Origin of the sequence: Undibacterium sp. RuRC25W (assembly GCF_049339825.1) — a bacterium.
Taxonomy (GTDB): domain Bacteria; phylum Pseudomonadota; class Gammaproteobacteria; order Burkholderiales; family Burkholderiaceae_D; genus Undibacterium.
In genome coordinates this window covers 49,991-64,804 of sequence record NZ_JBMPPD010000011.1, presented here as the reverse complement: position 1 = coordinate 64,804, position 14,814 = coordinate 49,991, and the positions used below count along the sequence as shown (strand labels likewise).

10 protein-coding genes are annotated in these 14,814 nt (G+C 48.3%); 9 read left to right on the top strand and 1 reads right to left on the bottom strand.

All coding sequences use genetic code 11. From position 1 onward, the window contains the following. Positions 1 to 66: 66 nt before the first annotated feature. On the bottom strand, positions 67 to 2,175 hold the full coding sequence (locus ACO0KV_RS07230) for an AsmA family protein (protein WP_423041353.1): 2,109 nt from the start codon (positions 2,173 to 2,175) through the stop codon (positions 67 to 69). 245 nt (positions 2,176 to 2,420) lie between these two features. On the opposite strand from ACO0KV_RS07230, the gene ACO0KV_RS07225 reads away from it, so the two are divergent. From ACO0KV_RS07225 to ACO0KV_RS07185, 9 genes are all read left to right on the top strand, one after another. Continuing rightward, entirely contained in the window at positions 2,421 to 3,662 is a 1,242-nt protein-coding gene (locus ACO0KV_RS07225; RefSeq protein WP_423041351.1) for an MFS transporter, read from the top strand. Between the two features lie 45 nt (positions 3,663 to 3,707). Continuing rightward, positions 3,708 to 5,093, top strand: coding sequence for a NarK family nitrate/nitrite MFS transporter (locus tag ACO0KV_RS07220; protein ID WP_423041349.1), 1,386 nt, complete (start codon positions 3,708 to 3,710; stop codon positions 5,091 to 5,093). A 224-nt stretch (positions 5,094 to 5,317) separates the two neighbouring features. Then, positions 5,318 to 9,058, top strand: a complete 3,741-nt coding sequence (locus ACO0KV_RS07215; protein WP_423041347.1) for a nitrate reductase subunit alpha — start codon at positions 5,318 to 5,320, stop codon at positions 9,056 to 9,058. Next, a complete protein-coding gene (gene narH, locus ACO0KV_RS07210; protein WP_423041345.1) occupies positions 9,055 to 10,608 on the top strand; it encodes a nitrate reductase subunit beta in 1,554 nt (517 codons plus the stop codon). The genes ACO0KV_RS07215 and narH overlap by 4 nt, the downstream gene beginning before the upstream one ends. Positions 10,609 to 10,652: 44 nt before the next feature. Further along, positions 10,653 to 11,327: a nitrate reductase molybdenum cofactor assembly chaperone gene (gene narJ, locus ACO0KV_RS07205; protein WP_423041343.1), complete on the top strand. Its 675-nt coding sequence runs from the start codon at positions 10,653 to 10,655 to the stop codon at positions 11,325 to 11,327. A 10-nt stretch (positions 11,328 to 11,337) separates the two neighbouring features. After that, positions 11,338 to 12,021: a respiratory nitrate reductase subunit gamma gene (gene narI / locus ACO0KV_RS07200; RefSeq protein WP_423041341.1), complete on the top strand. Its 684-nt coding sequence runs from the start codon at positions 11,338 to 11,340 to the stop codon at positions 12,019 to 12,021. 48 nt (positions 12,022 to 12,069) lie between these two features. After that, entirely contained in the window at positions 12,070 to 12,816 is a 747-nt protein-coding gene (locus tag ACO0KV_RS07195) for a peptidylprolyl isomerase (RefSeq protein WP_423041339.1), read from the top strand. Between the two features lie 74 nt (positions 12,817 to 12,890). Beyond that, a complete protein-coding gene (locus ACO0KV_RS07190; protein WP_423041337.1) occupies positions 12,891 to 13,349 on the top strand; it encodes a hemerythrin domain-containing protein in 459 nt (152 codons plus the stop codon). Between the two features lie 103 nt (positions 13,350 to 13,452). Then, a complete protein-coding gene (locus ACO0KV_RS07185; protein WP_423041336.1) occupies positions 13,453 to 14,772 on the top strand; it encodes a hypothetical protein in 1,320 nt (439 codons plus the stop codon). Positions 14,773 to 14,814 lie beyond the last annotated feature (42 nt).

Below are 14,814 nucleotides of genomic sequence, written 5' to 3'. Positions count from 1 at the left end.
ACCAGCCCCTGTACTTCGTGCCGCACTTTACGAGCGGTTTAGCTCGCGTGGCGAAGCAGTTTTTTCTTACTTGGTACGCATGGCCTTGCGATTTGTTTGAATTTCGTTGAGGTCGACCGGTGTAGCGGGAGCGTTTGTCGCTGTAGAGCGTGAATTGCTGCGTGCCTTATACATACGCGCCAATTCAACCGGACAATTGATTTTCGGCGCTGTGCCTATGTTAAGCGTTGCTAGTATGGCCGCCGGTGGTGCCAAGGCAGTCAATGCGGCTGCCGCAGTTGCTCTCATCAGCAGCGGACCTTTGTAGGGGCCGATGTCTGGATTGGAGAAGGTGCCCTTGGCATACAAAGGCGAATGCAGTGAGAAGACCCGCATGCCCTTTGATGTAGGTGTCATGTTCAGATTAAGCTGTTCCTTTGCAAGATCGATATCCCCTTTTAGATCGACGACCGCCACGTCGGTATCAATAACGAAACGGCGGATTTCAGCCACGCCGTCTTTCACACCAAAATCGCTCACTAGACAATTTATCCTGACCTGCGTATCACCAAAAATTTTAACAAACAAAGCATTTGCTACGTTTAATCCTGCTAGTTCCAGCATGTACCGACTCACGGATCCTCGACTCACAGTGGCAGCCAGCTCGCCATTCGCGGTTGCCAGCATTGATGAGATCGAATTACCGTGTCCGGTCAACGCCGCATCGCCGTTAATCTCACCTAAACTTTCGTGCGTTGATTCCAGTTTTGGGAACAATTCACGTAACATTACATTCCGTCCGGCGATTTTTATTTGTGCTGCGATCGGTGTAGTCCGGCCATCGAGAGAAATATTTGATGTGACGTCACCGCCGGCGATACCGAAATATAACGGCGACAGGCTTAACACCCCATCGAGCAAGTGGATTTCTGTCACGATATTTTCGAGGGGAATATCGTGCGTACGAGTCAGATGCTTGCTGCTGAATTTGACGTCTGCATCGAGGGCGGTCCATTGATTGGGTTGAAACTGCACTGTGGGTAGGATCTTGTGATTCTTCGGAATCGTTTTTTTGCTACGTGCGATTTTTAGCGTACTACTTTCAGCACCGATGAGCGGGCCGAGATCATCGAGTCGTAACTGGTTAGAGGTGACCGTGCCACGCAAAGTTGGGCGTGGTGCGCCATGAATATAGTCCAGACTGCCGGCAAGATCACTGGCACCCATCATGCCCATGAAATTCTGGTAGTGCCAGTTCCAGTTTGCACCGATTTTTTGTCCCAGCAATTGGCCTTTAATTTTGTAAGCACCGGTGACTGGAAGTAATATGCCTGTCAAGGGATACAGCTCAGACAGACTGGCACCTGCCAGCGCAAGCTCAACATTAATCCCTGAGGGAGCACGTGGATCGGTGATCACCCCATTGAATGCGATATGATTGCCGCCAATTTGCATCGTCGCAGCGACTGGAAAAATCGTGTGTGCGTCTTTTATGCTCAATATCGATCCCAACTGACCATTGCCAGTGATCGGTGCATGGTCGTAGCTACCACTGAGTAAAAAACGGAGAAAGAATTGTTGCGCAGGCTGATCTGGCGAGTCTTTCCCATTTTCCTGCGCTGGTACAGTTGCCACCGCTCTCGCCTCGGCGTGCAGGTCAAGGTTGATGGCCTTGTCCAAAAAACGCATGGATCCGTTCGGAAAACGTAGTTGTGCAATAGTCATAGTCCAATCCGATGAATCGCTTTCTGGTAATGACCAATTGCCGCGTCCATCAGGACCTCGTTCAAGCGCCAGTTGTGGCATGTCTAGTTCCAACTGGGTGATGACAGCTTTTTTGTGTAACAACGGCCAAAGCTGCAAGGACACCATAACCCGCCGCACAGCAGCTAATTGCGTACCCGTATTACTCCAAGGCACATTGCTGATCGAGATATCATTGGCACTAACACATAACATTGGCGTTTGCGAAAAGTAACGCTCCCACACCGAACCACGCGTTGATTCGGTACATAACTGGAGTGTTAAGTCGCCACGTATCGCAAAATCATGACCAATGTTCTTGGTAATCCGTTGGTTCAGATATGGCCGTGCGTTGTTCCAGTTAAAGTTACTGATAAAGATAACCACACTAACGAGTATCAGGACAAATACGGAGACGAAATAAATCAGTGATTTAAGTAATTTTATAAACATGACTTTCTCGTCAAGGACAACAGAAATGAGCCACATAAAGGTGTTGATGATAGAACACATTGTTGTGGCATCTTGGTACGGTACCGCACTGGTCTGCACAATTGTTTGGTCTGTTCTCCGTAGACTAGTCCTTTTGGCTAATAAGCCTAGCCATTTGCATAGTCGGAATGCACCTTCAGGGGAATTTTAAAATACCCCTTTACTCCTTAAGATGATAGCACTGATAAAAGCAATAGGAGTAGGTCATGGCTAGCAAAGGCAATGCATATGCGGTACTCGGGTCCAGTACGCTGGCGTTCACGGTATGTTTCACCATCTGGATGATGTTTGGTGTGATAGGTATTCCTATTAAGGCGGCATTACATCTAAACGAAACAGAATTTGGTCTTTTGACAGCGATGCCGGTGCTGACCGGTTCGTTGATTCGTGTGCCGTTGGGGATTTGGACCGACAGATTCGGTGGACGCATTGTTTTGTTTGTCTTGATGCTGACAACGGTGTTGCCGATTTATCTGATTAGTTATGCGACGGCTTATTGGCATTTTTTGACACTTGGCTTACTGGTGGGCTTCGCCGGAGGTTCATTTTCTGTTGGCACCCCATATGTTGCACGCTGGTTTAAGAAGGAGCGTCAGGGATTAGCCATGGGTATTTTTGGCGCTGGCAACTCGGGCGCTGCTGTGAATAAATTTATTGCTCCAGCATTAATTGCTGCTGGTGGCTGGACTCTGGTACCTCAGGTGTACGCCGTTATGATGTTCGCGGCAGCACTGATTTTCTGGTTATTTTCGGCGACGGACCCTAGTCACAACGTGAAATCGAATATCAGCTTTTTGGCGCAGCTCAACATGTTGAAAGATCCCAAAGTATGGCGGTATTGCCAGTATTACTCGGTAGTCTTTGGCGGCTACGTTGGCTTGAGCTTATGGATGGTGAAGTATTACGTGACTGAATACGGCTTTGATATCAAGAGTGCTGCTTTACTTGCAGCCTGCTTCTCCTTGCCTGGCGGTGTGTTACGTGCGTTTGGCGGCTGGTTAGCAGATAAATACGGCGCGTACAAAGTCACTTGGGCGGTGATGTGGGTTTGTTGGGTTGCATTCTTTTTGCTGTCTTATCCTCAAACTGATTTCAGCGTAAAAACAGTCAACGGCATGCAGACTTTTCATATAGGACTGAGCCCGGTGCTGTTCACGATCATCCTTTTTGTCGTGGGTATCTCGATGGCGGTTGGCAAGGCCTCGGTATTTAAATTTATTGCTGATGGCTACGGCAGCAATATTGGCGCCGTGTCAGGTGTCGTCGGCTTGGCCGGCGGCTTGGGTGGCTTTATTTTGCCAATCATGTTTGGCGCTTTGGTGGATCTCACAGGCGTACGAAGCTCATGTTTTATGCTCTTGTATGGCGCTGTTTGCGTCTCCTTGGTGTGGATGCACTTTCAATTTCGTCAGCAAAATCAATCCATGAATGGAGTAAGTGCTACCTAAGAACGGGGGCGAACGTGCGTAATTAATTTATTTTATAGGGAGCATATGATGAGTCATGTTTTAAGTCGATGGGAGCCGGAGAATGCCGAATTCTGGAACAAGGAAGGTAGCTCCATTGCAAATCGAAATCTATGGATTTCTATTCCTAGTCTGATGTTGGCCTTCGCTGTCTGGATGTTGTGGAGCGTCGTTGCCGCTAATTTGGATAAAGGAGGGTTTCATTTTAGTAAGGATCAATTGTTTTTTCTGACGGCCTTGCCCGCTCTGTCGGGGGCGACTTTGCGGATATTTTATTCATTTCTGGTGCCTGTATTTGGTGGCCGCAAATGGACCGCAATTTCAACGGCTAGTTTGTTGATTCCAGCAATCGGGATGGGCTTTGCATTACAAGATCCGACGACCAGTTATTCTACGTTACTCATTCTGGCGCTGTTATGCGGTTTGGGTGGCGGCAATTTTAGTTCTAGTATGGCTAACATTAGTTTCTTTTTTCCTAAATCGCGCAAAGGTTATGCCACTGGTATGAACGCTGGCATCGGCAATCTTGGTGTGTCGGTAGTGCAGTTTTTGACACCGCTGGTGATTTCTTCGGCGATGTTTGGTGTCGCTATCTCAGGCGAGGGTTTTTTGTTTCATAACCCTAAAACGAACGCTGATCATCTGTTTTGGTTAGGCAATGCTGGCTTTATCTGGGTCCCATTTATCATCGCGGCGACCTTGGCTGCTTGGTTTGGTATGAATGACATTGCATCTGCAAAAGCTTCATTTGCGGACCAGGCGATTATTTTTAAACGTAAACACAATTGGTTAATGTGCTGGTTGTATGTGGGGACGTTTGGTTCGTTTATCGGGTTTTCAGCAGGTTTCGCTATGCTGATTAAAGCGCAGTTTCCTGAGATTGAAGTGGCTAAGTTCGCCTTTCTCGGGCCTTTGGCTGGTGCGCTGGCACGACCTATCGGTGGAATGATTGCAGATAAAATTGGTGGTGCGCGGTTGACGTTTTGGGTTTTTGTTGCGATGTCCTTAACGATCGTGGGCGGAATCGTTCCAGCATTACATGATCATCAGTTTATGGTGTTTCTGTTTGCCTTTATTGGCATGTTTATTCTGACTGGCTTGGGCAATGGCTCGACGTTTTGCATGATTCCGCTGATCTTTCAAACTGGCCGTGAGCGTGATGCGGCAGGGAAGGGCGAACTAGCAATGAAGCAAGCACGTCTCGATGCTGCGAAAGAATCTGCTGCTGTATTGGGATTTTCTGGTGCAATCGGAGCGTATGGCGGCTTCTTCATTCCACAAAGTTTTGGTACTTCCATTAAGTTGACAGGTGCGCCGGATATGGCCTTGTATGTGTTTGTCGGCTTCTATGTCACTTGCATGGCCATTACGTGGTGGTATTACGCACGTAAAGGTGCGGAAGTGCCGTGTTAGTAAATTTTTTTGATCGCTGAATGTCAAATGCCTCTGATGAAAATCGGAGGTTTTTTTTTGATTTGATTTGCACGACTAGTTCAAAAGGACTAGTGGGGCTAGTGCCAATGCTTGCGCGATGACGGCGCTCCGAAGAATGGTCGATAGTGACGCGTATCTCTACACTCTCAGTATGCAAGTAATGAAACTTGTGGACATCTTGTCCACCTGATAGGGAGTTTGTGATGAGTCATTTTTTGGATAGATTGAAGTTCATGTCGCGGGTGAAGTCCACCTTCTCCGATGGTCATGGTGCTGTGGTGGACGAAGACCGTCAATGGGAGAACACTTACCGTAGCCGTTGGCAGCACGACAAAATAGTACGCTCTACGCATGGTGTGAATTGTACCGGTTCCTGTTCTTGGAAAGTCTATGTAAAGAACGGCTTGATTACCTGGGAAACGCAACAAACTGACTATCCTCGTACTCGCCCTGATTTGCCCAATCACGAGCCGCGCGGCTGCCCACGTGGCGCATCGTATAGCTGGTATGTGTATTCCGCACAGCGTGTGAAGTATCCAATGATACGCGGTCGTCTGATGGAAATGTGGCAGGAAGCACGTCAGACCATGGATCCGATCGCCGCGTGGGAATCGATTAGCCAAAACCCAGAGAAAGCAAAGCGATATAAATCTGTCCGTGGTCTGGGTGGCTTTGTACGTGCTGACTGGGATACAGCGCAAGAAATGATCGCAGCATCGAATGCCTACACGATTAAAAAGTTTGGTCCTGATCGGGTTGTCGGCTTCTCACCTATTCCAGCGATGTCGATGGTGTCGTATGCGGCCGGTTCACGTTATTTGAGTCTGATCGGTGGCGTACCGCTCTCGTTTTACGATTGGTATTGCGATTTGCCACCTGCCAGTCCACAAATCTGGGGTGAACAAACGGATGTACCTGAGTCCGCAGACTGGTACAACTCAACCTATTTAATGGTTTGGGGTTCTAATGTACCGCAAACGCGTACACCGGACGCCCATTTCTACACAGAGGTGCGTTACAAAGGCACTAAAACCGTTGCCGTATCCAGTGATTTCGGCGAGATGGTGAAGTTCGGTGATATTTGGATGGCCCCTAAACAAGGCACAGATGCCGCCCTCGCGATGGCCATGGGCCATGTGATATTGAAGGAGTTCCATCTGGGCGGTAAGTCCGACTATTTCCGTCGCTACGTCAAACAATATACCGATATGCCGATGCTGGTGCGTCTGGTTGAACGCAATGGTTCTTATGTCCCAGATCAGATGCTGCGCGCTTCGCAGTTGCCGGGAAATTTGAATGAAGCCAATAATCCTGATTGGAAAACATTGGCAATTGATGAGGCAACGGGTGATATCGTTGCACCGAATGGATCGATTGGCTATCGTTGGGGAGAAGGAAAATTTGATGAAGGCGCCAAAGTCGGGCGTTGGAATTTAGAACCAAAAGATGGCAACACAGGTCGTGAAATTGACCCGCAACTTAGCCTCATGTTTACACATGATGAGGTAGTAAGTGTTAGCTTCAATTATTTTGGCGGTAATGACGCCAATGAAATGGTGAGTCGTAATTTACCTGCAAAGCGGGTGACGTTGGCCGATGGCAGCGTCGTTCTGGTTGCCACTGTCTATGATTTATCGATGGCCAATTACGGTGTTGATCAAGGCTTGGGCGGCGCCGTTGCGCATTCGTATGACGACGATGTGCCCTACACACCGGCCTGGCAAGAAAAGCATACCGGCGTAAAGCGTGATCTGGTTATTCAGGTGGCGCGTGAATTTGCACAAAATGCGAATGATACCGAGGGTAAGAGTATGGTGATTGTTGGTGCTGCGTTGAATCACTGGTATCACAACGACATGATTTACCGTGGCATTATCAATATGCTCATGATGTGCGGTTGCATTGGTAAATCTGGCGGCGGTTGGGCTCACTACGTTGGTCAGGAAAAATTGCGTCCGCAGTTTGGCTGGGCGCCATTGGCATTCGCCAGCGATTGGGTGCGTCCTGCGCGGCAGATGAACGGTACGAGTTTTTTCTATGCCCACACCAGCCAATGGCGGCATGAGAAATTAGCCATGGATGAAATTCTGGCGCCCACTGCTGATAAATCTAAAATCAGTCACATGAGCATGATAGACATGAACGCGAAGTCCGAGCGTTTAGGTTGGCTGCCATCCGCACCACAACTAGAAACAAATCCTCTGGATGTGTGCGACGCCGCTGCAGCTGCAGGGTTGGAGCCACAAGAGTATCTGAAAAATAGTTTGAAATCCGGTGCCATTAATATGAGCTGCGATGATCCGGATAATCCAAAAAATTTCCCGCGCAACATGTTTGTCTGGCGCTCTAATATTTTGGGAAGCTCAGGCAAGGGCCATGAGTATTTCTTGAAATATCTGCTGGGTACGCAAAATGCCTTATTCGATGATCCTGATGACGCCGTGAAGCCTTCAGAAGTCAAATTCCATCCAGTGGCTGCTGAAGGGAAGCTTGATTTGTTGGTGGTCTTGGATTTCCGAATGAGCACGACTTGCCTCTATGGCGACATCGTACTGCCGACGGCAACCTGGTATGAAAAAGATGACTTAAACACCTCCGATATGCATCCGTTTATTCATCCACTGAGTGAAGCGGTACAACCATTGTGGGAAAGTAGGACCGACTGGGAAATCTACAAAGGTATTGCCAAAAAATTCACTGAAATCGGTGGCGACTATTTGGGGACCCGTAAGGATATCGTTTTGCAACCGTTGATGCATGACACGCCTGGTGAGTTAGGTCAGGCCTTTGAACCAAAAGACTGGAAAAAAGGTGAGTGCGATCTGATTCCCGGAAAAACTGCACCTAACTTTTTTGTGGTTGAACGCAACTATAAAGACATCTACAAAAAATTTACTTCTATTGGCCCTTTGCTCGACAAATTGGGTAATGGTGGCAAGGGGATTAATTGGAATACGGAACACGAAGTCAAAGAGATCGGTGGCATTTCTAAGGTCGTCACGGAAGAAGGTATTAGCAAAGGTCGTCCTCGATTGGAAAGTGCGATTGATGCCTGTGAAATGATTTTAACTTTTGCGCCAGAAACGAATGGCCACGTCTCCGTCAAGGCGTGGGAAGCATTGGGCAAAATCACTGGTCGTGACCACACGCATTTAGCGGTAGGGCGCGAACATGACAAAATTCGATTCCGTGATGTCCAGGCGCAACCGCGAAAAATTATCTCGGCACCTACTTGGTCAGGTCTTGAATCAGAAGAAGTGAGCTATAACGCAGGCTACACCAATGTGCATGAACTGATCCCATGGCGCACATTGACTGGGCGTCAACAGTTCTATCAGGATCACCGCTGGATGCTCGATTTTGGCGAAGGTTTGTGTGTGTATAAGCCTGCGATTGATACTAAAACGGTTGCGCCTATGCTCAATAAATCACCAAACGGTGAGAAAGAAATCGTTCTTAACTTCATCACGCCGCATCAGAAGTGGGGGATTCATTCAACCTACACTGACAATCTGCGCATGTTGACCCTGAGTCGCGGTGGCCCCCATGTCTGGGTGTCGGAGATCGAAGCGAAAGAAGCCGGTTTGGTGGATAACGATTGGGTCGAAGTGTTTAATAGCAATGGAACATTGACGGCGCGTGTGGTTGTCAGTCAACGCGTTCCAAAAGGTATGTGTCTGATGTATCACGCACAGGAAAAAATTATCAATACACCCGGCGCAGAACTTAGCGGTAAACGGGGCGGTATTCATAACTCCGTTACCCGTGCGGTGTTGAAACCGACACACATGATAGGCGGCTATGCCCAACTTGCTTACGGCTTTAATTATTACGGCACCGTAGGTAGTAACCGTGATGAATTTGTCGTGTTACGTAAGATGAAAAAAGTTGATTGGTTAGATGGCAAGTTAGACGAAGCAGCAGAACAAGGAGCAGCATCATGAGAATTCGCGCACAGGTAGGTATGGTGCTTAATTTGGATAAATGTATCGGATGTCACACTTGTTCTGTTACCTGCAAAAATGTTTGGACTAGCCGTGATGGTGTTGAGTACGCATGGTTCAATAACGTCGAGACCAAGCCAGGTATTGGCTATCCAAAAGAATGGGAAAATCAGTCGAAATGGAAGGGGGGATGGCATCGCAACGATGCGGGTAAGTTAGAACCAAAGCAAGGCGGGAAGTTACGGATTTTGGCAAATATTTTTGCCAACCCCAATTTGCCATCAATCGATGATTATTACGAACCATTTACGTTTGATTATGAGCATTTGCAAAATGCACCACTGATGCAAACACCGCCAACTGCACGTCCTGTTTCAGTCATTACTGGAAAAAAAATGGACAAAATTGTGTGGGGCCCGAATTGGGAAGATGACCTCGGTGGTGAGTTTAGTGCGCGTAGCAAAGACGCGTTGTTTGAAGGGTTGCAAAAGGAAATGTACAGCACCTTTGAATCAACGTTCATGATGTATTTGCCGCGTTTGTGTGAGCATTGCCTTAATCCTGCCTGTGTTGCTTCTTGCCCATCTGGCTCGATATACAAACGTGAAGACGACGGTATCGTACTTGTCGATCAGGACAAATGTCGTGGCTGGCGCATGTGTATTTCTGGTTGCCCTTACAAGAAGATTTATTACAACTGGAGTTCTGGCAAAGCAGAGAAGTGCACCTTCTGCTACCCACGGATCGAAGCAGGTCAGCCGACGGTTTGTTCCGAGACTTGCGTTGGCCGTATCCGCTATCTTGGCGTGTTGCTCTATGACGCAGATAAGATCGAGGCAGCTGCATCCGTGCCGAATGAACAGGATTTGTATGAGGCGCAGCTCGGATGTTTTCTCAATCCGCATGATCCTGAAGTGATTGCTGAAGCCCGTAAACACGGTATTCCGGAGAGCTGGATTACCTCTGCACAGAAATCGCCCGTCTACAAGATGGCAATGGAATGGAAGATTGCATTCCCATTACATCCCGAATACCGCACCTTACCTATGGTTTGGTATGTTCCACCTCTGTCACCGATACAAAAAGCGGCAGAAGCAGGACACATGGGCATGAATGGCATTATTCCCGACGTCAAATCCTTGCGTATCCCCGTGCGCTATCTGGCCAATTTGCTGACGGCGGGTAAAGAAGAACCGGTACTTAATGCTTTAGAACGGATGTTGGCGATGCGTGCCTATAAACGTTCGGAGACTGTCTATGGTGAACTTGATCACGCTGTTTTACAGCAGGTCGGATTGACCGCCGCGCAAGTGGAAGACATGTATCAGACCATGGCGATTGCGAACTATGAAGACAGGTTCGTCATTCCATCCTCGCATAAGGAAATGGTGGAAGATAGTTTTAATGAAAAAGGTAGTTGCGGATTCACGTTCGGAAATGGATGTTCAGGTGGTACATCGGATGGTGCTTTGTTTGGCAAAAAGCCGCAAGGTAGTGTGATTTTTGTGGAGATGCCGAAATCACGTAAGAAGATGTCGTCCGTTGATTAACTCCCCCGGGGTGCAGAGTGCATCCCGTACCAAAGGAAAATTGTATGTCTATTTATCGTGTTATTTCCGCTTTACTGAGTTATCCGCAGCCAGATCTTATTACAGCGCTTCCGGAAATTGCGCAGACACTCGCTAGTGATCTGGATTCATTAAATGTCTTGCAGCCTTTGCTTGATTATTTGAAAAAAAATGATCTGATCAGTATCCAGGAAAACTACGTGGCGACCTTCGATCGTACCGCGTCGGTGGCACTGCATTTGTTTGAACACATTCATGGAGAAAGTCGTGACCGTGGCCAGGCGATGGTTGACTTGATTGAGGAATATCGTCGTTATGGTTTTGAACCGGAAGCGAGTGAATTACCAGACTATGTACCGCTGTTTTTGGAATTCCTGAGCCTCGTTGAGGATGAGCAAGCAGAAAAGCTATTGGGTGAGGCGATTCACGTATTAGCAGCGATTGGCGTTCGTTTGCAACGCAAAGAAAGTCCGTATGCCAATGCCTTCTTGTTGCTAACGTCATTTACCGATGTAGTTCCACAAGAGCAAGGTGAGCCACCGGTGCGCGATATGGACGAGGCGATGGAAACCTTTGGTCCTGGTGCTGATGGTGTGGAACCATTACTCAAACCAGTGATGTCGGGAACGCATCCCGTCAATTTTTATCCGCGGCAACCTGGTGCACGCTCAGTAACATCAGCGTCAACTGCTGGTCAATAAGGAGACTGTCATGTCTTATCTACATCAATTTTTATACGGCATTTATCCGTACATTGCCTTGGCTATCTTTTTGTTTGGCAGCTTGGTACGTTTTGAGCGAGAACAATATACCTGGAAGAGCGACTCGTCACAGATGTTGCATGCAGGGTACCTGCGGGTTGGCAATATCTTGTTTCACATCGGTATTATTGGCTTGTTCTTCGGGCATTTGGTTGGCTTGTTGACACCTGTCATTGTCTGGGAGACCTTGGGCGTCAGTCATAGCTTCAAGCAAATGATTGCGATGGTTGCCGGTGGTGTATTTGGTAGCATGTGTATGCTGGGTTTGCTGATACTGATGCACCGTCGCTTGAGTGACGCACGCATTTCTGCTGTGACAAAAGTCGGTGACAAGGTATTGCTTGGTTGGATTTTCATCACATTAGGTTTGGGTTTGTCGACGATTTTTGAATCGGCTCAGCATCGTGATGGCGACATGATGGTGTTGCTGATGACGTGGGCACAGCACATTGTGACATTCCGCGGCGATGCTGCAGATTTCATCGTTAGCGCTCCTTTGCTATTTAAAGCCCATTTATTTATGGGATTAAGTTTGTTTGTCATATTTCCATTCACCCGTCTGGTTCACGTATGGAGCGGCTTTGCTTCAGTTGGCTATATCAGTCGGGCATGGCAGTTGGTGCGTTCACGTTAAAAGCAACATGGACGAAATGAAGATGACAATGAAAAATAGGAGAAAACGATGCCCGTGATTGTGAATGGCGTAGAGCTAACAGATGCGGATATGGAGCAGGAATTGCCTGCCCATCAAGATGCAGCAGACCCAATGAAAAGTGCCATGACAGCACTGGTGTTACGTCGCGTATTGGTCGATGAAGCAAGGCGTTTATCCTTGGATAACGATGACGACGAAGAATTGATCGACGCATTGTTGGCACTTGAAGTCAAGGTGCCAGAACCAGGGCACGACGAATGTCTACGTCAGTATCAAGCCTATCCAGAGCGATTTACAGTAGGTGAATTAGCTGAATGTAGTCACATCTTGTTTCAAGTGACACCGGGAGTTGATCTGGACGCATTGCGCAAACACGCCGGCGTGGTGTTGGCAGATGTGCTGGAAAACCCGGCGTTGTTTGCTGCCTGTGCCAAAGCGAATTCCAATTGTTCCTCAGGAGACGTCGGTGGCAGTCTTGGACAAATTGCGCGTGGTGCGACCGTGCCAGAGTTTGAGCGCGCCGTTTTTGCCGCTTCTCCGGAGAGCGTGATTCCGCAATTGATCGAAACCCGTTTTGGTTTGCATATCATTCAGGTTGGTCGTAAAGCAGAAGGGCGATTGCTGGCATTTGAGGATATTGAGACGACTATTGCTAGTGCGATGTACAAGGCAAGTCATGACCATGCGTTGCGCCAATACCTTCAGGTGGTGGTGGGACGAGCAAAGATTTCTGGAATTGATATACAAGGTGCGGATAGCCCGCTGGTGCAATAAATTATTTTTAGAAGATCTCTGATGCCGTGCGCAGTCACAGCATCAAAGGTTTCTTAGGATGAAATAGAAAAGGTATGGATATGTCTCAGGCAATGATGCAAATGGTAAAGCAACACCGTGGTTGTGATGATCAACTGAGCCGTTGTGAAGCGGCATTGCAAAAGAACGATCTGGTGTCGGCCGGACGTAACTTCCGTTTATTTAGTGAGGAACTGGAAGCGCATTTTAAATTAGAGGAAGAAAAGCTTTTTCCTGCGTTTGAAAAGGCGACCGGAATGAGTTCAGGTCCAACTGTCGTTATGCGTAGCGAACACGCTGAAATTCGTCGTTTGCGCGATGAGACTTACGCTGCCATCGAAGCAAAGCAGGCAGCGCAGGCGTTGGCGGCGATTGATACTCTGAATGTATTGATACAGCAGCACAATATCAAAGAAGAGAACGTGTTATATCCAATGTGTGGTGGCAGCATACCAAATCTGGAAACAGTCTTGGGCATGGGGAGTCCTTGCTGTGGTGCATGTTCTTGTAGTTGATTGTTATTGACGATGCTAAGCATGGTCGTCGAAAGCGATCATTAGTGCTCTTGATACGATGAACCTGTTTTTTCGCTTTCGAACGTCCGAAACCCTATGTCATATGTCAATACGCCCCAGTATCAACATTCTCAATTACGAGTTAGCGCCTTCTCCTGCGACGATTTTTGGCTGTCTTTTGCCGGCACCATGGTTAGGTGCCTTGGCAGGCGTGCTACTGGCGTTTGGCAATAGCAATGGTTTGCCTGATCGTTTTGCGCCGTTAGCATTGGCACTGACGCATTGCTTGGTGTTGGGTATGCTGGCGCCGATCATGATCGGTGCGTTGTTTCAATTAATGCCCGTAGTTGCAGGGCAGACAGTTGTCGCTGCGCGTTATCTTGCCCCCTGTGTTGCGCTTGGATCTGCATTTATTGCCATGGCGCTCGCAGTTGGCTTTTTAGCGGGTGACCTACGCGGCTTTCAGCTTGCGATTGGTGTAGCGCTCCCACTTTATGGCGCTGTGATTGCCGCACTGGGTGCTACTGCATGGCGTATTTCTGTTGTGGATACGACAACGCGCACCCTGCGCTGGATCGCACTGGCATTCTTGATGGTGGTCGTACTTGGCATTGCAATGGCGGGCAGTTTTGTTGGTTGGTGGCATATCGATATCATGCATTTTCTAGATTTGCATGTGGCGTGGGGGGTGCTCGGATGGACGGCCACGCTGGTCCTTGGTATCGCATCGACAACGGTACCTATGTTTTGGCAAACGGTCAGGCCAGGCACACATTGGCAAACCTACTTACCGGGGTGCTTATGGCTGCCCTTGATGGTGGCGTTCTTTCCTCCATGTTGGTCGTTGGCATTGGTACTGGCTTGTCTTGTAGTCGGGGGTACTGCTGGTATTGCTTTATACGTGGTCTGGCATGCAAAGCGACGCTTTGATCCGACGTGGGTATTGTGGGTGGTCTGTGCCATCAGCTGGTTATGTGCAGCTTTATTGGTATTCATGCTGGGCGTGTTTTCGCCGTATTTACCCGCTAGTCTGAAATTGATCTTTCCATGGTGGATTGGTGTGCTGACGTTGGTTGGTGGTGCCGTACTACCTATTAACGCTATGTTAGGAAAAATTATTCCCTTTCTGGTTTTTATGCACCTCCGTAGGCAAACCCCAGCAGGTCGTCGGGTGCCAACGATGCAAGCCATTTTAGCGCCTCAACGCTTGTTATTGCAGGCACGGGTCGTGTTGTTGGCCTTCATTTTGTTGCTCCTGCTCCCTTTTTCTCCTAGCGTTCTTGCCATGGTGGCAGGATTCACGTTTGCTGCATCCCAGGGCTTATTGGGGATATTATTGGCGTTAAGCTTGCTGCGTTATCGACGCGAACTGCACGCGGTACTATTTCCACCCGGCATTTCCGATATCCCCCAAAAGAACTAGTCTATGTTGGTCTGGAGGCGAATTGTGCTTCCGGCTTAACGC